The sequence below is a fragment of the Nonomuraea sp. NPDC005983 genome (genome assembly GCF_040614375.1).
GTDB lineage: Bacteria > Actinomycetota > Actinomycetes > Streptosporangiales > Streptosporangiaceae > Nonomuraea.
The window spans coordinates 1-19,133 of sequence record NZ_JBEXUP010000040.1 but is presented as its reverse complement, the minus strand read 5'-3'; the positions used below and the strand labels follow the sequence as shown (position 1 = coordinate 19,133).

The window sequence follows — 19,133 nt, the reverse complement described above, 5'->3', positions numbered from 1 at the left end:
CCTAGGGGACGACCGCCTGGCGCGGCTGCCGCAGGACCTGGATGGACCGTGACGTGACCGCCACCAGCGCACCGGCGGGCCGCTTCTCGTCGGGGAGGCGGTCGTCTGCGAAGGAGTCGTCGTTGGTGTCGAGGACCGGCAGCCAGGACGCGCCGAACTCCTCGCCCGGCAGGGTGAACGTCATGTCCTCGTGGTGGGCGTTGATCAGCAGAAGGAACGAGTCGTCGGCGATGCGCTCGCCGCGCGGGCCCGGTTCGGTGATCGCCTCGCCGTTGAGGTAGACGATCAGCGACTTGGCGTAGCCGGTGTGCCAGTCGCCCGCCGTCATCTCCCTGCCCCCGGGCGTGAGCCAGACCAGGTCGCGCTTGCCGTCCTCCGGGTGTCGCCCCTGGAAGAACCGGCGGCGCTGGAAGACCGGGTGCTCACGGCGCAGCCGCGACAGCGACCGGACGAACTGCAGCAGGTCCGGCTCCGTGTGGAGCATCGACCAGTCGATCCAGGCGATCTCGTTGTCCTGGCAGTAGGCGTTGTTGTTCCCCCGCTGCGTGCGGCCCATCTCGTCGCCGTGCGAGAGCATCGGCACGCCCTGCGACAGGAAGAGCGTCGTCAGGAAGTTGCGGCGCTGGCGGTGGCGGAGCCTGACGATGCCCGGGTCCTCGACCGGGCCCTCGGCGCCGCAGTTCCACGACCGGTTGTCGTCGGTGCCGTCGCGGTTGTCCTCGCCGTTGTCCTCGTTGTGCTTGCGGTCGTACGACACCAGGTCGGTCAGCGTGAAGCCGTCGTGGCAGGTCACGAAGTTGATCGAGGCGACCGGGCGGCGGCCCGAACTGGCGTACAGGTCGGCCGACCCGGTCAGGCGGGAGGCGAACTCGGGAAGCGCGGAGTGCGTGCCCCGCCAGAAATCCCGCACGATGTCGCGGTACTTCCCGTTCCACTCCGTCCACAACGGCGGGAAGTTGCCGACCTGGTAGCCGCCGGGGCCGACGTCCCACGGCTCGGCGATCAGCTTGACCTGCGAGATCACCGGGTCCTGCTGGATCAGGTCGAAGAACGCGCTCAGCCGGTCGACGTCGTGCAACTCCCTGGCCAGCGCCGACGCCAGGTCGAAGCGGAAGCCGTCGACGTGCATCTCCAGCACCCAGTACCGCAGTGAGTCCATGATCAGCTGGAGCGCGTGCGGTGAGCGGACGTTCAGCGAGTTGCCGCAGCCGGTGTAATCGAGGTAGTAGCGACGGTCGCCGTCGTGCAGCCGGTAGTAGGCCGCGTTGTCGATGCCCCTGAAGCCCAGCGTGGGGCCCATGTGGTCGCCCTCGGCGGTGTGGTTGTAGACGACGTCCAGGATGACCTCGATGCCCGCCTCGTGCAGCGCCCGCACCATCGCCTTGAACTCCAGCACCTGCTCGCCGCGCGACCCGGCGCTGGAGTACGCGCCGTGCGGGGCCAGGTAGGCCATGGTGTTGTAGCCCCAGTAGTTCGTCAGGCCGCGCGCCACCAGGAAGTGCTCGGGCATGTAGTGGTGGACCGGCATCAGCTCGACCGCCGTCACCCCGAGCGACAGCAGGTGGTCGATGACCGCCGGATGCCCGACGCCCGCGTACGTGCCGCGCAGCTCCTCGGGCACGCTCGGGTGGCGCATGGTCAGCCCGCGCACGTGCGCCTCGTAGATCACCGTCTGGTGGTAGGGCGTGCGCGGCGGCCGGTCGTTCCCCCACTCGAAGAAGGGGTTGACCACCACGTTCTTAGGGACGAACCGGGCGCTGTCGGCCTTGTTCATCCGCGACGGATCGGTGAAGTAGTACGGGAAGAGCGCCTCGTTCCAGGTCAGCTCCCCGTCGATCGCCTTGGCGTACGGGTCGAGCAGCAGCTTGGCCGGGTTGCAGCGCAGCCCACGCGGCGGGTCGTACGGCCCGTGGACGCGGTAGCCGTACCGCTGGCCGGGCATGACGCCCGGCAGGTAGCCATGCCAGACGAACCCGTCGACCTCGGGCAGATCGACCCGCTCCTCGGAGCCGTCGTCCTGAAAAAGGCACAGCTCGACCCCCTCGGCGACCTCGGAGAACACCGAGAAGCTGGTGCCCACGCCATCCCAGGTGCCGCCGAGTGGATAGGGCTCGCCCGGCCAGACATCACGCATGTGACTTGATTGTCGCACGCGAGGACGGCCTCACTAGAGCAGTTCGGCGTTGAGCGTGATCGTCGTGCCCGTCAGAGCCTTGCTGACCGGGCAGTTCGCCTTGGCGGTCTCGGCGGCCTCCAGGAACTGCTCGGCCGTGATGCCGGGAACGTGGCCCTTCACGGTGAGCACGATGCCCGTGATGCCCTCGCCAGGCTGGAAGGTCACGTCGGCACTGGTCTGCAGCGACTCGGGCGGCGTGCCTGCCCCGGCCAGGCCGTGCGAGAGCGCCATCGAGAAGCAGGACGAGTGCGCCGCCGCGATGAGCTCCTCGGGCGAGGTCTTGCCGTTGGCCTGCTCGGCCCGCGACGCCCAGGAGACCTCGAACGTGCCGACACCCGAGGTGTCGAGCGAGACCGTGCCGGAGCCGTCGAGCAGGGCGCCCTTCCACTGCGTGGTGGCGGTGCGAGTGGTGGCCATGCGAGTCTCCTCACCTAGTGGTCCTCCGACCTTATCGCGCGCCCGGCAAAGTCTCGTGGGTCGGTCATCCGCCTCAACTTTTCCGGCGAATAATGACATGCTCGGGTCGCGGCGCTCCTGCCGCCTTGGTCCGGATCAACGGGAGTGTGGTGCCAGTGGAGGCACCGTACGACGACCGCCTGCTGCACCAGCGGGTGGTCGGCGGCGACGAGTCCGCGCTCGGGGAGGTCTACGATCGGCTCTCCTCGCTGATCTTCGGTCTCTCCTTACGGGTCACCAGGGACCGGGTGATCGCCGAGGACATCACCCAGGAGGTGTTCCTGGTCTTCTGGGAGCGGCCGCTCGCCTACGACCCCGAGCGGGGCACGCTGCGGGCCTGGCTCGCCACGATCGCGCACCGGCGCGCGGTCGACCACGTCCGGGCGGAGGAGCGGCGGCGCGTCTCCGTCCTGGGCCCCCGGCTCTTCGAGCCGGAGCCCGCCAGGCTGGAGGAGGTCGTGCTCGCCGCCGACGAGGCCGACCGGGTCCGCCAGGCTGTGACGGAGCTGCCGGACGCGCTGCGTCGGGCCGTCGAGCTGGCCTACTTCGGCGGCAGGACGTACCGGCAGGTCGGCGAGGAGCTGGGCGTGCCGGAAGGCACGGCCAAGTCGCGGATCCGGCTGGCGCTGCGCCGCCTGGCCGACGCGCTGGCCGAGGAAGAGGTGTGATGGAGCCCGTCGAGCGTCTCTACCTGGACGCGCTGATGGAGGACCCGGCGGTCCCCGAGCGGTCACTGCGCCCGCAGCTGCTGGCCGGAGCCAGGGCCAGGCGCAGACCCGCCGCGCCGACGGCCGCCTGGGCGGAGCCCTACGCGGCGCGGGTCGCGGCGATGGACGCCCTGCTCGCGTCGGCCGTCGACGACGACTGGACGCGGGTCATCGTCGAAGGCTGGACGTTGCAGGAACTGGTCGCCCACCTGGCGGCCAAGGACGGCCTCCTCGCGGCCTCCGTCGGCGCCCCCGTCCTGGGCCCGGCCCTCACGTCCACCGACTCACCCGGCCGCACTGCCGAGGTGCAGGCGTACGAGCGGGCCCGCAGCCCCGAGCAGACCAGGCGCGACTGGCGCGCCCAGGCCGACGCGCTCTGCCGCCACCTGGCGGAGCTGCCCGCCGGCACACCCGCGAACCTGGACGGCCTCGACGCGCCGGTCGGCGACCACATCCTGGCCAGGACCCTGGAGACGTGGATCCACACCGACGACGCCGCCACCGTCGCCCGCGCCCGCCTGCCGCTGCCGATCCCCGCCCACATCCATCTCACGGCCGACCTCTGCGCCCGGTTGCTGCCGTGGACGATGCTCCTGTCGGGCCTGGACGCCTCCGGCCGGACCCTCCTGCTCACGCTGACGGGCCCGGGCGGCGGCGAATGGCGCGTCCCGCTCGGCGTCGAGGACGGCACGTCCGGCACGGCCGCCGCCCACATCACCGCGGACGTGGTGGACTTCTGCTTCCTCCTGGGAGGCAGGGGCGACCCGGCGTCCTTCCCCGCCGACCTCGACGGCGACCTGAACCTGGCGAGGGACGTCCTCACGGCCGCCCCCGCCCTGTCAGGCCCCTGACGGGCTGTCAGGGGGCCGCCGTCACCAGCTCCCTGGCGTAGTCGTCGTCGCTCTCCGCCAGGACGCGCTCGGCGCCCCGCCGAGCCCGCTCGTCGCCCCTGGCCGCGAGGCCGCGCGTCGCCTCGGCGACCGTGCGCAGGTCGGCGTCGTCCAGCCGGGCCGCCAGCGTCTCCCTGACCAGGGGGGTGTCGAGGTCGAGCCCGGCGAGCCCGGCGGTCGCCCAGTCGCGGACCTCGTCGCTCTCGTCCTCCGTCATGGCGATCAGCAGCGCCAGCCCCTCCTCGTGGTCCGGCGGCAGGACGTCGGCCAGCGCGATCGCGTCGGTCATGGTCCGCTTGTGGCCGGGACGCCCGATGATGTCGAGGACCTGCGGCAGCGCGCGGTGGTCGCCCTGGTGGCCGAGCGCCGACAGCACGCTGCGCAGCACCTGCGGGTTGCCCTCGGTGGTGGCCATCTTCTGCAAGAGCGGGAGAGTGCGCTCCAGGTAGGGCTTGGCGTCCTCGGCGAAGCCGAACTGGGCGATCGCGTCGACGCCGAACTCGCGCTCCCTCGCGTCCTCGCTGAGGCACAGGTCGCTCAGCGCCTCGTAGGTCTCGTCGTCGGCGCGCTTGACCAGCGTGTCGGCGACGATCCACCACGTCTCGGCGTCCTCGTCGGTGTCGCGGTGCGCCACGGCGCGGGCCACGAGCTGGTCGACGGGCGTGTGCGTGCCCGCGGCGTCCTCCAGGAGCGTGGCGATGGCCGCGTGGCCGCGCTGCGCCTGGACCTGCTCGCTCTGCGAGCCGTCGGCGGAGCGGCCGGCGACGGTGACCAGCTCGGTTCCGTCCTTGGCGAACTGGCGGCCGACGACGTACTCCCAGTCGTCCTGCGCGATCTGGTCGAGCAGCGCGCTCTCCAGGTGCACGCCGACCCAGTCGTTGGCGATGTCGAGCGGCGTGTCGCCGTCGCCGTCGTACTTCTGGGGGTCGGCCCCGGACCGCAGCAGCTCCTGGACGACGCCGAGGGCGCCACGCCTGGCCGCGAGCGAGAGCGGGGTGTCGCCGTCGTCGTTGGCGTCGTCGACGGCCGCGCCCGCCTCGATGAGAATCCGGGCCGTGTCGGCGTGGCCGTTGGCCGCGGCCCAGAGCAGTGCGGTCCAGCCGCCGCTCTCTCCGCCGTTGACGTCCGCGCCGGCGGCGAGCAACGCCTCGGCGACCTCGACCCGGTCCCACGCGGCGGCCGCGCAGAGCGCCAGGCCCTCTTCCTCGCCCTCGCTGGGACGGTTCGGGTCGGCGCCCGCCGCGAGCAGCTCGGCTGCCTTGTCCAACTCGCCGTTCAACGCCGCCCGGTAGAGCTGTTCCTCATGCATGACACGGACCCTAGCCTGGTCCGGCCCCGTCGCGGACCAGGCTGGGGGGCGCGTCCGGTGCCGGGTGCAATGTTCGATGTACAACTGTTCCTCCCATGGGAGGAGCCGTCACACCCCCGAACGCGATATGTTGCGACTATGACTGACCCTGGTGAGCTGCGGGCCTCCGACGCAGAGCGCGAAGCCGTCGTCGAGCAACTGCGTGTCGCCTCGGTCGAGGGCAGGCTCACGCTCGCCGAGCTGACCGACCGCACCGAGGCCGCCTACACCGCCACCACCCACGCCGAGCTGGCCCTGCTCACCCAGGACCTGCCGGCGGGCTCGTCCCCCGCCCCCGCCGCCTTCCCCGCCGCGCCGGGCGAGGGCAGGAAGCGGCGCTGGTTCGTCGGCATCATGGGCGACGCCAAGCGGCGCGGCACCTGGCGGATCGACCAGGAGCTCGGCGCGGTCGCCGTGATGGGCGACGTGCTGATCGACCTGCGCGAGGCGGAAGTCCGCACGGACGTGGTCGACATCACGGCCGTCTCGGTGATGGGCGACGTCAAGATCATCGTGCCCGACGGTGTCAACGTGGACCTCGACGGCGTCGCCGTCATGGGCGACAAGCGGGTGGACGTCCTGGAGGCCGCCCCCGGCATGAACGTGCCCGTCATCCGGGTGCGCGCGTACGTCGTGATGGGCGACGTCAAGGTGATCGGCGACTCGCAGGCCCAGCCGCTGCAGCGCGGCTTCGCGGCCTGGCGTGAGCACTGGCGCAAGCTCCACGGCGACGACTGGCGCGACACGCGCAGGCAGCTCCGCGAAGGGTGGCGAGAGTCCCGCGAGCAGCTCCGCGACGAGCGCCGCCAGCTGAGGCGCGGCTACTGACATGTGAGCCCTGAGGGGGACAGGGACACTAGCCTTTCGGTCATGCACAGTGACGCCCTGTCGCAATGGCTCACCACGCGCAGTGGTGAGCAACTCGCGCTACTGGCGGATCGAGGCGCATTGCGTGTCCGTGACCGTGAGCCGTCACTGCGGGACTACGCTCACCTGCTCAGACAGGAGCAGGTGGCGGCCCGGCTGGCCGGGTTCTGCACGCTCCCGGAAATCCAGGCGCTGGGCGCGGTCGCCTGGCTGGCCGCCCAGCGGCACGGTCCCTTCCCCGACGACCACTGGCGGACGCCCGACCCGTGGGAGCGCTCGGTCTCCCGAGCCGAGGTGGTGGACCTGCTGGCAGGCCAGGACGCGGGCCTGCGGGCTGACGCGCTGGCGACTCTTGAACGGCTGGCCGATCAAGCGCTGCTGCTGCCGCCACACGGCGAGCGGGTGGTGGCGCACGCCTACGTCCAGCGGAACCTGGCGGGAGGCATGGCGCTGGGCCGCCCAGTCAGGCAGCTCATCGCCCGCTACTTCAACGCGCCGGAGGTCCACCGCCTGGCCGCCGCGCTGGGGCTGGACAAGGCGCCGGGCAGGCAGGCCGCCGAGCGGAGCGTCGTGGCCTTCCTGACCGACCCCGCGCGGTTGGGCGCGCTGCTGAAGGAGGCGCCCGCCTCGGCCCGGGAGGTGCTGGACCTGCTCGCCCATGAAGGGCCCCTGGTGGAGGCCCGCTGTTTCTACCCTGCGGGCCTCAACGGTTACAACAGCACCGGCAAGTACGTCTTCTTCGAGGGCGGATCGGGGCATGCGGGCGCCGACTGGCTGGCGAACCGCGGGCTGCTGCTCCCGGCGGGCCTGCCCGGAGTGGCCGAACTACCGATGGAGGTCGCGGTGGCGGTCCGCGGCGAAGTCCGCGCCAGATTCGATCCGCGGCCTCCCACGCCCCCGGCCCTCCCGCCCATCGAAGGGGCCGAGCCCGCCGCCCAGGCGGCCCTGGGCGCGGTGGCCTGGCAGTTGGAGCGGCTGCTCAGCGAGTGCGCGCGGCAGCCGCTCGCCGTGCGCAAGTCCGGAGGAGTGGCGGTCCGCGACACCAGACGGCTGGCCAAGACCGTCGAACTGCCGGAGGAGACCACCCGATTCCTGCTGGACCTGTGCATGCGGGCCGACCTGCTCGGTCCGCTGGCGGAAGCGGCCGAAACGCCCGCCGGCCGCCGGACCAAGGCTCCGGCTCCCTCCTACGTGGTGCTGCCCACCACGACCTACGACCGATGGCTGTCCCACGCCCCCGCCCAGCGGCTGGTTCCGATCCTGGCGGCCTGGGCCACCTGTCGCGACATCCCGCTGTGGTGGCCCGATCCGGACCAGACACGGGTCGCCCTGGCCGGGGCCGACGACCCTGACGCCGTCGGGCTGCGCTACGCGTTGCTGGAGGCGCTGGCCGCCGCCCCGGGACATCGCGCCGCGGACGCGCCGCAGTACCTGGTGGCAGCCGCGAACTGGCACCGTCCCATGCGGATGCCCGGGGGTGAGGCCGCCGCCCAGCGGGTCGAGGCCACCCTGCGCGAGGCCGAACTGCTCGGCGTGACCGGGCAGGGCGCGCTGACCACGCTCGGCGGCATCGTGCTCGATCTGCTGCGCACCGGCCAGGCGTGGCGTAGCCCGGCGGAGGCGCTTGGCCCCGTCCTGACCGGCCTGCTGCCGCCGCCGCAGGCCACGGCGCGCTTCCAGGCTGACCTGACCGCCGTGGTGAGCGGCGCACCGGAGGCGACGCTGGCCGCCCTGCTGAACACCGTGGGCATGCGGGAGTCGGAAGGGCACGCCGTGGTGTGGCGGATCAGCCCCGCCTCGGTGCGGCACGCGCTCGACGCCGGTCACACGGCGGGAGAGCTGGTCGGACGGTTGCGGGCCGTGGCGCAGGGCCATCTCCCTCAGCCGCTGGAGTACCTGATCAAGGACGTCGAGCGGACCCACGGGCTGATGCGGGTGGTCAGATCCGGTTGTTGTGTCCGCTCCGACGACGAGACGCTCCTGGCCGAACTCGTGCGCGCCAAGACGCTGCGCAAGCTCGGCCTGCGGCAGATCGCTCCGACCGTGCTGATCAGCGCGAGCACGGAGCGGGAGACAATGGACGCGCTGCGCGCTGCGGGCTACGCACCGGCCCTGGAGGCGGAGACGGGCGTCACCGTCGTGGACCAGCCCCCGGTCAGGCGCGCGCCGTCATCTCGGAACGCTCGGCGCCTCTGATCACTACCATGAGTCATTCCGGCCGTCGTCGGTAACTGGTCGGCTGGCCTCTGCCGCCGTGCTGCTCCACGAGGCTCTGCCTGCGCAACTCGCGCAGGGCTTTGCGGATGTTAGGGGCCGACAGGCCCAGGTCGTGCTCGAGTTCGGCCACGGACGCGGCTCGCGCTGCCAGCGCGCCGTAGACCCGAAGTTCGGTTTCGTTGAGGTCGGCGCGCGGCCTGCCGATGCCGGCACGATGCAGGACCACGGTAAAGCGGATTCCGGCGTCGACGTAGTGAGCCGGGGGCAGCTCGGCGCGGGACAACGCGGCGGTGACGGTGGGGATACCAGTGGCCAGTGCTTCGATCACCCGGGCTTGGGTGTCCGGCGTGCGGACATGCTGGCAGATGGCAACGAGTCTGGCATTTCGTGCTGAAGTGACGGCGTCGCGGCCGAGTCGTTCCACCGTGATTCCGTAGAGCCCACCAGGGTTGGAGACGACCAGCCTGTCTCGGCGGAGCCTCACCTCCACAGCCATCCCCATGGACCAGTGGTCGAGGTCACGATGGACGAGCGCGTTGGCGATGAGCTCGCGGAAGGCGATGTAGGGGTAGGCGGGGACGTCATGGACGCTGCCATCGGGGTCGGACACGATGGTGGCGTCGAAGTTGCGGCGGGCCCAAGCGAGAGCCTCGTCAAGCATCCGGGGTATCGAACCGGTGATCGTTGCTTGGTTCCGGGCGCGAGAGCCTATGGGATCAGTCGGCAAGGGTTCGGCCGAGGCCTGGATGACGAACCGCGGGAACCACTGCTGTGGATGAACACCGAGGGCTAGAAGGCCCGCAACGGTGGGCGTGCCATCCACCAGAGTCACACCCGCACGGCGCAGCAGTTCGTCATCGTCGGTGAAGCGGCCAAGTCCGTGCGGATCCCGTTCGCGGACGGAGCCGAGGAACCCGGCGACGAGTTCCTCGTCGAGGTCTTCATGGGAGGCGCCGATCACCGGTACGCGGTCGAAGGCAGGTGGGTGGCGGGCGGCCAGGAATGCCTGTTCCTCCAGCGCCGACAGCTGGAAGTCGCCGTCGTATCCGCGTAGGTAGGCCTTGCCAGACGCGGTGACCCGGCAGGGCTTGGCCGAGGGATCACATTCGTGCACTTTGGCTACCACGACGGGCGCTCCGTCCACGATGCCGTCGATGATGGTGAGCCGGACGGGCGGGGTGAACGAGCGGCTCTTGACCGCAAGCCCCTGCTTGAGCACCTGAGTATCGAGTAGGGGAACGGGCCGGAATCCTGTGGCCTCGTCCAGCCCCAGGATGATCGTTCCGCCGCCCGGATGGTTGGCCAGCGCGCTGAGTGTGGCGGTCAGCGACTGCGGCAACCCACCTGCGGCCGACTTCACCTCTACCTCCGCGTAGTCTCCACCGGTAGCCCGTAGCCTCGCGACCAGATCGCTCACGTCAACGCTCACGAAGTAAATGTAACCGCTCTTCGGTTACATTTACCGATGCTCTGGTTACATTTCCCGGCCGTGATGATTTGGCGAGCCGCGGACGTCCGAGAAGGGGGAGAATATCGTCCTCTGGACGATGCAACGTTCGGGCGGCCCTCGCGCGTAGTGGTCGGTGAACACCACCGAACAGTGAGGACCCCCGATGCGGGATCGAGCCGACTTCGAGCGCTACGTCGAGCAACGCTCGTCGCGCCTGCTCAGGACGGCGTACCTGCTCTGCCGCGACTGGGCTACGGCCGAGGATCTGACGCAGACCGCGCTGGCCAGGGCCTGGCTGGCGTGGCGGCGCGTCGGCGCCGACCCCGACCCGTACGTCTACCGGATCCTCGCCAACACGCACGCCTCCTGGTGGCGGCGGCGCTGGCGCGGCGAGGTGCCCACCCGCGAGCTGCCCAACGTCGCGCAGGCGGACCGGACGGACGAGCTGGGCAGCCGCGAGGCGCTCAGGGCCGCCCTGGCGGCGCTGCCCGCGAGGCAGCGGGCCGTGGTCGTGCTGCGCTACTTCGAGGACCTGCCCGACGCGGCGATCGCGGACATCCTCGGCTGCTCGGTGGCGACCGTGCGCAGTCAGGCCAGCCGGGCGCTGGCCAAACTGCGGCTCGACCCCGCGGCCAGGGCCGCGATCCAGACGGGGAGCTGACGATGGCCATCACGGAGCAGGACCTGCGCGAGATGCTCGACCGCGACAGCGGCGACGCTCCCCCCAAGGGGGTGACCGTGGCGGACGTGGACCGCAGGGTCCGCGGCATCCGCCGCCGCCGCACCGCGGTGCTCGGCGCGATCGCCGCCGCGGCCCTGGCGGTCACGGCCGGAGTCCTCCCGCAGCAGGGGGACGTCACGCGCGCCGCCCTCACCCCGCCCCAAGCCGCGGAACCGCTGGTCACGAAGGTCTACCGGCAGGGCGGCCGGGCCGAGACGTTCACGTTCACCGCCGCCGGGCGGGAGGCGAGCCTGTCGGTCGGCTGCCGCTCGGACCTCTACGCGCTGGTCTGGCTGAACGGCGAGCTGGCGCTGCACGGGCGCTGCGAGGCCGGGCGGGTGCCTCCGGGGCTGCTGACCGGGTCCGATGCCGTGCGCCCGGGGCCGAACGAGGTCAGAGCCGTGGTGATCCCGGCCTCGGCGGCCGGGGCCGACGAGCGGGCCGGGGAATGGGCGGACGAGGCGCTGGCATGGAGCAGCCCGTTCCCGGCGGAGTGGACACTCCAGGTCGCACCGGAGTCGGGGCGGCGGTGCCGAGGGGGGCTGGTCACGCTGGACCCCGGCTCGGGTCAGGTCGTCCGCTGGGTCTGCCCGGCCAGCGCCTCCATGAGGACCAGCGGGTTGATGTGGTCGCGGTAGGAGACCACCTGCCCGTCCCTCACCCTGATCACCGCGACGACCCGCTGGGTGAACGGCGCGCCGGACGACGCGACCGTGCCGTGCCGTGCCGTGCCCAGTCAGGAGGCGGCGTCAGGAGGCTACGGTGTCCGCGGTGGTGCGGGCGGCCGCCGTGTAGCGCTGCAGCAGGACCTGGGTGAGTTCGGGGGCGGGGCCGAGGACGTCGGCGACCACGTCCGCGCCCGCTCGCAGGGTGTCCCGGCGGACCTTGTCGGCGAAGTGGCCGGGAGCCAGCAGGTACGGCGCGACCACCACGCGGGGCGCGCCCGCCTGCCGGAGCAGCGCGACCGCCTCCTCCGGCGTCGGGCCGGCGGCCGACGCGTACGCCGCGCTCACCGCCCACCAACGCCGCGCTCCGGTCCCGCGCGCCTCGGGCTGGGCGGACGTCCCCGAGCCTCTGGCCCACGTCCGGGCCAGGTCCGCGATCACCGCGTTCGCGCGGGCGTCGCTCGAGCCGGCCGAGACCAGCACGACCGCCGTGTCCGGGTCGCCGGGCTCGACGCCCGCCTCCGCCAGCCGCCGGTCCAGCGCCGCGAGGAGCAGGGGGTGCGGGCCGAGCGTCGTCCCGTAGCGGACGCGCAGGCGCGGGTCGCGCGCCCTGGCCTCGTTGAGCGCCGCCGGCAGGTCCACCCGGCTGTGGTACGCCTCCGTCAGCAGCAGCGGCAGCACCACCGCCTCCGTGAGCCCGTGCAGCGCCTGAGCCAGCGTGGGCGTGGCGTGGTCGAGGTAGGCGACCCGCACCGGCAGAGCGGGGCGCGCCCGCCGCACCTCGTGCAGCAGCGCCTCCACCGTCGCGGCGGCCCGCGGATCGCGCGACCCGTGCGCCACCGCCACCAGCGGCATCACGGCCCTCGCCGCCGCGGCCGACGAGCGCGGGACGCCCGGCCGCGCTCCGCCGGCAGGCGGGACGGTCGCGTCCGTCCCGCCTGCCGTCAGGTGGCCTGTCCCGTCTGCCAACGGGACGGGCCGGCTGGGGATCACAGGTGAATGCCGCACTCGATCTTCCCCAGCCCCGCCCAGCGACCGCTCCGCGGGTCCTCGCCCTCGGCGACCTGGCGCGTGCACGGCGCGCAGCCGATCGAGGGGTAGTTGTCGTAGTGCAACGGGTTGATCAGCACCCCGTTGTCGGCCATGTAGTTGTCGACGTCGTCCTGGGTCCAGGAGGCGATCGGGTTGACCTTGACCATCTGCCGCTTGGCGTCCCACTCGACGACCTTGATGCCGGCGCGGGAGGCGGACTCGTCGCGGCGGATGCCCGAGATCCACGCCAGGTACGGCTCGAGCGCCCGGTTCAGCGGCTCCACCTTGCGCAGGTAGCAGCACAGGTCGGGGTTGCGGCCGAACAGGCGCGGCCCGAGGTCGCGGTCCTGCTCCTCGACCGTCCGCGACGGCTTCACGTCGATCACGTTGACGTCGTACACCTGCCTGACGGCGTCGCGCGTGCCGATGGTCTCGGCGAAGTGGTAGCCGGTGTCGATGAACAGCACGTCCACGCCGGGCTTGACCCTGCTGACCAGGTCGATGAGCAGCGCGTCGCTCATGGACGAGGTCAGGCAGAGCCGGTCGCCGAAGGTCGCCGCCGCCCACCGGATGATCTCGCGGGCCGGGGCGTCCTCCAGGAAGATCGCGGCGGACTCGACGATGCCCTGCAGGTCGAGCGTGCCGCGTTGCTGCCTCAGTCCGACCTCGATGTCCACGAGGCTCATATGTTCACTCCGATTCCGAGAAACTTCAGCTTGAAGGCGCGCGAGCAGGACCGGCAGAACCAGCCGCCACCCACAGCGGATCCGGCGGCGTTCAGCTCGCCCTCGTAGGGCTCGAGGTCCTCGTCGCCGCAGTAGGGGCAGTGGAAAGGGACCGCGCGGCTGCTCATGACAGGTCCGCGTCGTCGGCGCGCTGCACCCAGTCGGAGAAGGACTCGCCGTCCTTCTTCTGGGCGCTGTAGTTGGTCACGACCCGCTCCACGTAGTCGGGCAGCGCCGCGGCGGTGGTCTTCAGGCCGCGCACCTTGCGCCCGAACCCGGCGTTCACGCCGAGCGAGCCACCCAGGTGGACCTGGAAGCCCTCGACCTGGTCGCCGTTCTCGTCGACGACGAGCTGGCCCTTGAGCCCGATGTCGGCGACCTGGATGCGCGCGCAGGAGTTCGGGCAGCCGTTGACGTTGATGGTGAGCGGCTCGTCGAAGCCGGGCAGCCGCCGCTCCAGCTCGTCGATCAGGTGCGAGGCGGTGGCCTTGGTCTCGACGATGGCCAGCTTGCAGAACTCGATGCCGGTGCAGGCCATGGTCTGCCGGCGGAACGTGGACGGGTTGACCTGCAGGTCGTTGGCCTCCAGCTCGGCCACGAGCGAGTCGACCCGGTCGGGCGCGACGTCCAGGATGACCATCTTCTGCTCGACGGTCGTGCGGACCCTGCCGGAGCCGTGCCGTTCGGCGATGTCGGCGATCAGGTGCAGCTTGTCGCCGTCGAGGCGGCCGACCTTCGGCGCGAAGCCCACGTAGAAGTCGCCGTTCCGCTGCCGGTGAACGCCGACGTGGTCGCGGCGGCTGCCGCGCGGCTGCTCGGGCGCGGGGCCGTCGGGCAGCGGCTCCTTGAGATACTCCGTCTCCAGCACGTCGCGGAACTTCTCCGCACCCCAGTCGTTGACCAGGAACTTGATCCGCGCCCGGTGTCGCAGCCGCCGGTACCCGTAGTCACGGAAGATCCCGATCACGCCGCCGTAGACGTCGGCGACCTGCTCGGGACGGACGAACACGCCGATGCGCTTGCCCAGCATCGGGTTGGTGGACAGCCCGCCGCCCACCCACAGGTCGAACCCCTTCTCGCCCTGCTCGTTGACGACGCCGACGAACGCCACGTCGTTGATCTCGTGCACGGTGCAGTGCGACGGGCAGCCGCTGAGCGCGGACTTGAACTTGCGGGGCAGGTTCGAGTAGGCCGGGTCGCCGATGAACCGCTCGTGGATCTCGCGGATCTGCTCGGACGGGTCCAGCACCTCTTCGGCGTCGATGCCGGCCAGCGGGCAGCCCAGGATCACCCGAGGGGTGTCGCCGCACGCCTCGGTGGTCGACAGGCCCACGGCCTCCAGCCGCTCCCAGATGTCGGGCACGGACTCGATCTCCACCCAGTGCAGCTGCACGTTCTGGCGGTCGGTCAGGTCGGCGGTGCCCCGGCCGTACTCGTTGGCCAGATCGGCGATCACGCGCAGCTGCCGCAGGTCGAGCTGGCCGCCGTCGATCCTGACGCGGAGCATGAAGTAGCGGTCGTCGAGCTCCTCCGGCTCCAGGATCGCGGTCTTGCCGCCGTCGATGCCGGGCTTGCGCTGCGTGTACAGGCCGTACCAGCGCATCCGTCCGCGCAGGTCGGCGGGGTCGATGGAGTCGAAGCCGTTCTTGGCGTAGATGTCGATGATCCGCTGGCGGACGTTCAGCCCGTCGTCGTTCTTCTTGTTCTCCTCGTTCTTGTTGAGCGGCTCCCGGTAACCGAGAGCCCACTGTCCTTCGCCCCGCGGGCGCTTGTGATGCCGGCTGGCAGGGGTGCTCATTGCGCGTCCTTCGGTTCATGGGCGCGCGCAAGAGTCCTCCCGCCTCATCGTCGAGGGCAGGGGTGAAAGAGGAGTGCGACGCGCTCAGCTGTGGAAAGCAGACGGGGTTAGCGAGCGTCGCAACAGATGGCACTGCGGACACGCTGAAGGTCGACGTGGCGTCGACCGACGAGCATGGGGTCCGCTGGCATGTATCGAAGATACTCGGACCGTCCTGAATGTCCAAGACCAGGTCCAGAGTCTGGACGTTCTCAGCCCTGGCGCAGCCAGTCGACGTCCGGCTCGTGCGGCCGCTCCGGGTCCTGGTGCTGGCAGTCGCACCAGGACCCGCCGCGGCAGTCCTCGTGCCGCTTGTCCTTGCAGCTCTCGCAGATCACACTGGTCATTATTTCGCGTTTTGCCGGGAGGCGCCGGTGGACCTGATGGCCGAGCTGCTCGCCGACCTGCGGGCTGAGACGGCGTCGCTCGACGGGCTGCTGCGGCCGTTGCGGCCCGAGGAGTGGGAGCTGGCCACGCCCGCCGAAGGGTGGGCCGTGCGCGATCAGGTCAGCCATCTCGCCTGGTTCGACGACGCCGCCACCGCTGTGGTGACCCGGCCGGGCGGGCCGCCCGGGATGACCTCCGTGGACGACCTCGTCGCCGAGGCGCGCGGGATGCCGCCGGACGAGCTGTACGCGTGGTTCGGCACGGCGCGGGTCCGCAGCCTGGAGGCGTTCTCCACGCTGGGCGCCCGCGACCGGGTGCCCTGGTACGGCCCCGACATGTCGGGCGCGTCGTTCGTCACCGCCCGCCTGATGGAGACGTGGGCGCACGGGCAGGACGTCGCCGACGGGCTCGGCGTCGTGCGGGAGCCGACCGCCCGGCTGCGGCACGTGGCCATGATCGGGTTCCGGGCCATGGGCTACAGCTTCCTCGTGAACGGGCTGCCCGTTCCGGCCGAGCCGGTGCGGGCGGAACTGGTGACGCCCGGCGGCGAGCTCTGGACGGCCGGGCCCCGCGACGCCGGCAATGTGGTACGCGGGCCGATGCTCGACTTCTGCCTGGTCGTCACCCAGCGCAGGCACCTGGACGACACCGCGCTGGAGAGCGTCGGCGCGACGGCGCGGGCCTGGCTGACGATCGCGCAGGCCTTCGCCGGGCCGCCGGGCAGCGGGCGGGCCCCCGGGTCAGGGGCGGCGTCAGGGAGAGTTCAGGGGCATGCCGGATGACGCTCAGTCCTCAACGGTGACATGCTGTAAATATGAGGACAATTCTGAACGTCATCTGGCTGGTCTTCGCCGGGATCTGGTTGGCGCTCGGTTACGCGGTGGCGGGTGTCATCTGCTGCATCCTGATCATCACGATTCCGTTCGGCATCGCGTCCTTCAGGATCGCCGCGTACGCGCTGTGGCCGTTCGGCAGGACCGTCGTCCGAGACCCCGACTCCGGGGTGTTCTCGCTGATCGGCAACATCATCTGGTGTGTGGTCGCCGGGATCTGGCTCGCGATCGGGCACGTGCTCACGTCCATCCCGCTGTTCATCTCCATCATCGGCATCCCGATGGGGATCGCGAACCTCAAGCTCGTCCCGGTCTCGCTGCTCCCGCTGGGTGCGCGCATCGTCGACGTCGACTAGGGCAGGGAATACGGACGTAAGCTGTCCCGAAGAGTCACTGCGAAAATACCGTTGGGTGCCATGACGTCCACCGATGCGTCCGATCGGCAGAAGCGGCGGTTGGCCGCGAACGCCCGGGCCAGGCTGAACCGGGTGCTCGACACCAAGGCGTGGGAGATCGTCCGGGGCGCCACGAACGCCGGTGTCGAGTACCGGGTCACCGGGCTGGCCGGAGAGGCGGCGTTCTTCGCGCTGCTGTCGCTGCCGCCGTTCGTGCTCGGGCTGATCGGTGTGCTCGCCAAACTCGGCACCTGGCTCGGGCCCACCGTGGTCAACGAGGTCAAGGCGTGGGTGATCGAGCAGTCGGGGGTGCTGTTCACCCAGGAGGCCGTCAAGAAGGTGGTGAGCCCGCTCATCACCGACGTGCTCAGCGACGACGCGAGCAAGGTCTCCATCATCTCGCTGGGCTTCCTGCTGTCGCTGTGGTCCGGCTCGCGGGCCCTGTACGTCTACGTGGACCTCATCTCCGTGGCCTACGGGCTGGGGGAGGAGCGCGGCGTCATCAGGACCAGGCTGATGTCGTTCGGCCTGTACGTGGTGGGCCTGGTGATCGGCGTCATCGTGATGCCCGTGCTGGTCATCGGCCCCACCCTGCTCAAGGACGCGCTGCCTGCCCAGTACGGCGTCCTCATCGACGTCCTCTACTGGCCGGTCGTCGTCGTCGGCTCGGTGCTGTTCCTGACCGTGCTGTACCACGTGAGCGTGCCGGTGCGGACGAAGTGGTACCGCGAACTGCCCGGCGCGATCCTGGCGCTGATCCTCTGGATCGCCTGCGCCGCCGTGCTCAGGGCGGTGCTGGCCGCCTGGTTCTCGCCCGTGTCGGTCTACGGCTCGCTGGCCGCGCCCATCGCGCTGCTGCTCTGGCTCTACATCACCGCGCTCGCGGTGCTGATCGGGGCCATCCTGAACGCGGAGGTGGACCGGTTGTGGCCGGGGGCGAGCCGGTTGGAGAACGCGCTGCTCAAGCGGGAGTGAGTCGCCTGACTCATCCGCTATCGTCTAGGTGGTCGCGACTGGCGCATTGGGTGGGATGGACCACCGGGGAGCGGAAAGGGCGAAGGCCGCGCGCCTGGGTCTTCGCAGGACGTCAACGATGACAGGGGAGTCATGAGTTCTCTCGCTAGCGTCGACCCGCAGATCGCCGAGCTCATCAAGGCGGAGGAGCGCCGCCAGGCCGACACCGTCAAGTTGATCGCGTCGGAGAACTACGTGTCGAAGGCCGTGCTCGAGGCCACCGGCACCGTGTTGACCAACAAGTACTCCGAGGGTTACCCCGGCAAGCGTTACTACGAGGGTCAGCAGGTCATCGACCAGATCGAGACCATCGCCAACGAGCGCGCCAAGGCCCTGTTCGGCGTCAACCACGCCAACGTCCAGCCGTACTCCGGCTCGCCGGCCAACCTCGCCATCTACATGGCGTTCCTGCAGCCCGGCGACACCGTGATGGGCATGGGCCTGCCGTTCGGCGGCCACCTCACGCACGGCTGGTCGGTCTCGGCCACCGGCAAGTGGTTCAACCCGGTCCGCTACGGCGTGCGCAAGGACACCGGGCGCATCGACCTCGACGAGGTCCGCGCAGTGGCTCTGGAGCACCGGCCGAAGCTGATCTTCTGCGGCGGCACCGCGATCCCGCGCACGATCGACTTCGAGGGCTTCGCGTCGATCGCCCGCGAGGTGGGCGCCGTGCTGGCCGCCGACATCGCGCACATCGCCGGGCTCGTCGCCGGCGGCGCGCACCCGTCGCCGGTCGGCCACGCCGACGTGATCTCCACGACCACGCACAAGACGCTGCGCGGGCCGCGCGGCGCGATGCTCATGGCCACCACCGACGAGCACGCCGCCGCGCTGAACAAGGCCGTCTTCCCCGGCCTGCAGGGCGGCCCGCACAACCACACCACCGCGGCCATCGCCGTCGCCCTGCACGAGGCGTCCACCGACGACTTCAAGGCGTACGCGCACCAGGTGGTCGCCAACGCCAAGGCGCTGGCCGACGAGCTGGCCGGCCGCGGCTTCGACCTGGTGTCGGGCGGCACCGACAACCACCTGATCCTGCTCGACCTCACGCCCAAGGGCATCGGCGGCAAGCCCGCCGCGCAGGCCCTCGACCGGGCGGGCCTGGAGACCAACTACAACACGGTCCCGTTCGACACCCGCAAGCCGTTCGACCCGTCGGGCATCCGCATCGGCACCCCGTCGGTCACCTCCCGCGGCATGGGCGAGGCCGAGATGCGGCAGATCGGCGCCTGGATGGACGAGGTCGTCACCGCCCTGGCCAAGGGCGACGCCGAGGCGGTCATCTCCCGCGTCCACCATGAGGTCAGCGAGCTGACCTCGCAGTTCCCGGCTCCGGGCCTGTCGTAGCGCCCGCTGCCGGGCGCAGGCGGCCGTCGCGGACGGTCGCCACCGGCACGACGTGCACGTCCGGGG

The 19,133-nt window shown here is 71.1% G+C and carries 19 protein-coding genes and 1 riboswitch; of the genes, 10 read left to right on the top strand and 9 right to left on the bottom strand.

The genetic code is table 11. From position 1 onward, the window contains the following. Position 1: 1 nt before the first annotated feature. Both glgX and ABZ297_RS19315 read right to left on the bottom strand, forming a co-directional pair. A complete protein-coding gene (gene glgX / locus ABZ297_RS19320; protein ID WP_355347541.1) occupies positions 2 to 2,134 on the bottom strand; it encodes a glycogen debranching protein GlgX in 2,133 nt (710 codons plus the stop codon). Between the two features lie 33 nt (positions 2,135 to 2,167). After that, on the bottom strand, positions 2,168 to 2,593 hold the full coding sequence (locus ABZ297_RS19315) for an OsmC family protein (protein ID WP_355347538.1): 426 nt from the start codon (positions 2,591 to 2,593) through the stop codon (positions 2,168 to 2,170). 149 nt (positions 2,594 to 2,742) lie between these two features. Between ABZ297_RS19315 and ABZ297_RS19310 the strand changes: the two genes are divergently transcribed. Both ABZ297_RS19310 and ABZ297_RS19305 read left to right on the top strand, forming a co-directional pair. Next, positions 2,743 to 3,300, top strand: coding sequence for a sigma-70 family RNA polymerase sigma factor (locus ABZ297_RS19310; RefSeq protein ID WP_350809342.1), 558 nt, complete (start codon positions 2,743 to 2,745; stop codon positions 3,298 to 3,300). After that, entirely contained in the window at positions 3,300 to 4,190 is an 891-nt protein-coding gene (locus ABZ297_RS19305; RefSeq protein ID WP_355347535.1) for a maleylpyruvate isomerase family mycothiol-dependent enzyme, read from the top strand. The genes ABZ297_RS19310 and ABZ297_RS19305 overlap by 1 nt, the downstream gene beginning before the upstream one ends. A 7-nt stretch (positions 4,191 to 4,197) precedes the next feature. Here ABZ297_RS19305 and ABZ297_RS19300 read toward each other — a convergent pair whose 3' ends face one another. After that, positions 4,198 to 5,538, bottom strand: a complete 1,341-nt coding sequence (locus ABZ297_RS19300) for an ankyrin repeat domain-containing protein (RefSeq protein ID WP_355347532.1) — start codon at positions 5,536 to 5,538, stop codon at positions 4,198 to 4,200. Between the two features lie 138 nt (positions 5,539 to 5,676). Here ABZ297_RS19300 and ABZ297_RS19295 point away from each other — a divergent pair, with 138 nt between their 5' ends. After that, on the top strand, positions 5,677 to 6,405 hold the full coding sequence (locus tag ABZ297_RS19295) for a DUF1707 domain-containing protein (protein WP_355347529.1): 729 nt from the start codon (positions 5,677 to 5,679) through the stop codon (positions 6,403 to 6,405). A 42-nt stretch (positions 6,406 to 6,447) separates the two neighbouring features. Continuing rightward, the gene (locus ABZ297_RS19290; RefSeq protein WP_355347526.1) at positions 6,448 to 8,640 is read left to right on the top strand and encodes a helicase-associated domain-containing protein; all 2,193 of its coding nucleotides are present in this window, start codon (positions 6,448 to 6,450) and stop codon (positions 8,638 to 8,640) included. 13 nt (positions 8,641 to 8,653) lie between these two features. Here ABZ297_RS19290 and ABZ297_RS19285 read toward each other — a convergent pair whose 3' ends face one another. Beyond that, the gene (locus ABZ297_RS19285; protein WP_355347523.1) at positions 8,654 to 10,090 is read right to left on the bottom strand and encodes an ATP-binding protein; all 1,437 of its coding nucleotides are present in this window, start codon (positions 10,088 to 10,090) and stop codon (positions 8,654 to 8,656) included. A gap of 184 nt (positions 10,091 to 10,274) precedes the next feature. Here ABZ297_RS19285 and ABZ297_RS19280 point away from each other — a divergent pair, with 184 nt between their 5' ends. Together ABZ297_RS19280 and ABZ297_RS19275 are read left to right on the top strand one after the other, a co-directional pair. Then, a complete protein-coding gene (locus ABZ297_RS19280) occupies positions 10,275 to 10,772 on the top strand; it encodes a SigE family RNA polymerase sigma factor (RefSeq protein WP_355347520.1) in 498 nt (165 codons plus the stop codon). 2 nt (positions 10,773 to 10,774) lie between these two features. Next, entirely contained in the window at positions 10,775 to 11,470 is a 696-nt protein-coding gene (locus tag ABZ297_RS19275) for a hypothetical protein (protein ID WP_355347517.1), read from the top strand. Between the two features lie 111 nt (positions 11,471 to 11,581). Here ABZ297_RS19275 and ABZ297_RS19270 read toward each other — a convergent pair whose 3' ends face one another. The 5 genes from ABZ297_RS19270 to ABZ297_RS19250 all read right to left on the bottom strand — a co-directional run bounded on the left by ABZ297_RS19270 (position 11,582) and on the right by ABZ297_RS19250 (position 15,438). Further along, complete coding sequence (locus ABZ297_RS19270; RefSeq protein WP_355347658.1) at positions 11,582 to 12,352, bottom strand: CbiX/SirB N-terminal domain-containing protein; 771 nt, start codon at positions 12,350 to 12,352, stop codon at positions 11,582 to 11,584. Positions 12,353 to 12,486: 134 nt separating this feature from the next. Next, on the bottom strand, positions 12,487 to 13,215 hold the full coding sequence (locus ABZ297_RS19265; RefSeq protein WP_355347514.1) for a phosphoadenylyl-sulfate reductase: 729 nt from the start codon (positions 13,213 to 13,215) through the stop codon (positions 12,487 to 12,489). Between the two features lie 163 nt (positions 13,216 to 13,378). Next, complete coding sequence (locus ABZ297_RS19260) at positions 13,379 to 15,052, bottom strand: nitrite/sulfite reductase (protein WP_355347511.1); 1,674 nt, start codon at positions 15,050 to 15,052, stop codon at positions 13,379 to 13,381. 107 nt (positions 15,053 to 15,159) lie between these two features. Further along, a complete protein-coding gene (locus ABZ297_RS19255) occupies positions 15,160 to 15,243 on the bottom strand; it encodes a putative leader peptide (protein ID WP_311132608.1) in 84 nt (27 codons plus the stop codon). 60 nt (positions 15,244 to 15,303) lie between these two features. Further along, positions 15,304 to 15,438 carry a hypothetical protein gene (locus ABZ297_RS19250; RefSeq protein WP_355347508.1) on the bottom strand — a complete coding sequence of 45 codons (135 nt, stop codon included), beginning with the start codon at positions 15,436 to 15,438 and terminating at the stop codon, positions 15,304 to 15,306. 36 nt (positions 15,439 to 15,474) lie between these two features. Between ABZ297_RS19250 and ABZ297_RS19245 the strand changes: the two genes are divergently transcribed. The 4 genes from ABZ297_RS19245 (at position 15,475) to glyA (ending at position 19,067) form a co-directional block, all read left to right on the top strand. Continuing rightward, the gene (locus ABZ297_RS19245) at positions 15,475 to 16,260 is read left to right on the top strand and encodes a TIGR03084 family metal-binding protein (protein ID WP_355347655.1); all 786 of its coding nucleotides are present in this window, start codon (positions 15,475 to 15,477) and stop codon (positions 16,258 to 16,260) included. A 32-nt stretch (positions 16,261 to 16,292) separates the two neighbouring features. Next, positions 16,293 to 16,667 (top strand): YccF domain-containing protein, encoded by a 375-nt coding sequence (locus ABZ297_RS19240; RefSeq protein ID WP_350809328.1) that lies wholly within the window; start codon positions 16,293 to 16,295, stop codon positions 16,665 to 16,667. Positions 16,668 to 16,727: 60 nt separating this feature from the next. Next, entirely contained in the window at positions 16,728 to 17,681 is a 954-nt protein-coding gene (locus ABZ297_RS19235) for a YihY/virulence factor BrkB family protein (RefSeq protein WP_355347505.1), read from the top strand. A 24-nt stretch (positions 17,682 to 17,705) separates the two neighbouring features. After that, positions 17,706 to 17,788: riboswitch (ZMP/ZTP riboswitch) on the top strand. Positions 17,789 to 17,813: 25 nt separating this feature from the next. Further along, positions 17,814 to 19,067 carry a serine hydroxymethyltransferase gene (gene glyA, locus ABZ297_RS19230; protein ID WP_355347502.1) on the top strand — a complete coding sequence of 418 codons (1,254 nt, stop codon included), beginning with the start codon at positions 17,814 to 17,816 and terminating at the stop codon, positions 19,065 to 19,067. Positions 19,068 to 19,133 lie beyond the last annotated feature (66 nt).

Excerpts from the sequence above, each read along its gene's own strand:
- ABZ297_RS19280 (WP_355347520.1), top strand. The coding sequence starts at position 10,275 with ATGCGGGATCGAGCCGACTTCGAGCGCTACGTCGAGCAACGCTCGTCG.
- ABZ297_RS19260 (WP_355347511.1), bottom strand. The coding sequence starts at position 15,052 with ATGAGCACCCCTGCCAGCCGGCATCACAAGCGCCCGCGGGGCGAAGGA.
- ABZ297_RS19315 (WP_355347538.1), bottom strand. The coding sequence starts at position 2,593 with ATGGCCACCACTCGCACCGCCACCACGCAGTGGAAGGGCGCCCTGCTC.
- ABZ297_RS19265 (WP_355347514.1), bottom strand. The coding sequence starts at position 13,215 with ATGAGCCTCGTGGACATCGAGGTCGGACTGAGGCAGCAACGCGGCACG.
- ABZ297_RS19255 (WP_311132608.1), bottom strand. The coding sequence starts at position 15,243 with ATGCCAGCGGACCCCATGCTCGTCGGTCGACGCCACGTCGACCTTCAG.
- ABZ297_RS19270 (WP_355347658.1), bottom strand. The coding sequence starts at position 12,352 with ATGCCGCTGGTGGCGGTGGCGCACGGGTCGCGCGATCCGCGGGCCGCC.
- glyA (WP_355347502.1), top strand. The coding sequence starts at position 17,814 with ATGAGTTCTCTCGCTAGCGTCGACCCGCAGATCGCCGAGCTCATCAAG.
- ABZ297_RS19275 (WP_355347517.1), top strand. The coding sequence starts at position 10,775 with ATGGCCATCACGGAGCAGGACCTGCGCGAGATGCTCGACCGCGACAGC.
- ABZ297_RS19235 (WP_355347505.1), top strand. The coding sequence starts at position 16,728 with ATGACGTCCACCGATGCGTCCGATCGGCAGAAGCGGCGGTTGGCCGCG.
- ABZ297_RS19300 (WP_355347532.1), bottom strand. The coding sequence starts at position 5,538 with ATGCATGAGGAACAGCTCTACCGGGCGGCGTTGAACGGCGAGTTGGAC.
- ABZ297_RS19305 (WP_355347535.1), top strand. The coding sequence starts at position 3,300 with ATGGAGCCCGTCGAGCGTCTCTACCTGGACGCGCTGATGGAGGACCCG.
- ABZ297_RS19250 (WP_355347508.1), bottom strand. The coding sequence starts at position 15,438 with ATGACCAGTGTGATCTGCGAGAGCTGCAAGGACAAGCGGCACGAGGAC.
- ABZ297_RS19295 (WP_355347529.1), top strand. The coding sequence starts at position 5,677 with ATGACTGACCCTGGTGAGCTGCGGGCCTCCGACGCAGAGCGCGAAGCC.
- ABZ297_RS19245 (WP_355347655.1), top strand. The coding sequence starts at position 15,475 with ATGGCCGAGCTGCTCGCCGACCTGCGGGCTGAGACGGCGTCGCTCGAC.
- ABZ297_RS19290 (WP_355347526.1), top strand. The coding sequence starts at position 6,448 with ATGCACAGTGACGCCCTGTCGCAATGGCTCACCACGCGCAGTGGTGAG.
- glgX (WP_355347541.1), bottom strand. The coding sequence starts at position 2,134 with ATGCGTGATGTCTGGCCGGGCGAGCCCTATCCACTCGGCGGCACCTGG.
- ABZ297_RS19240 (WP_350809328.1), top strand. The coding sequence starts at position 16,293 with ATGAGGACAATTCTGAACGTCATCTGGCTGGTCTTCGCCGGGATCTGG.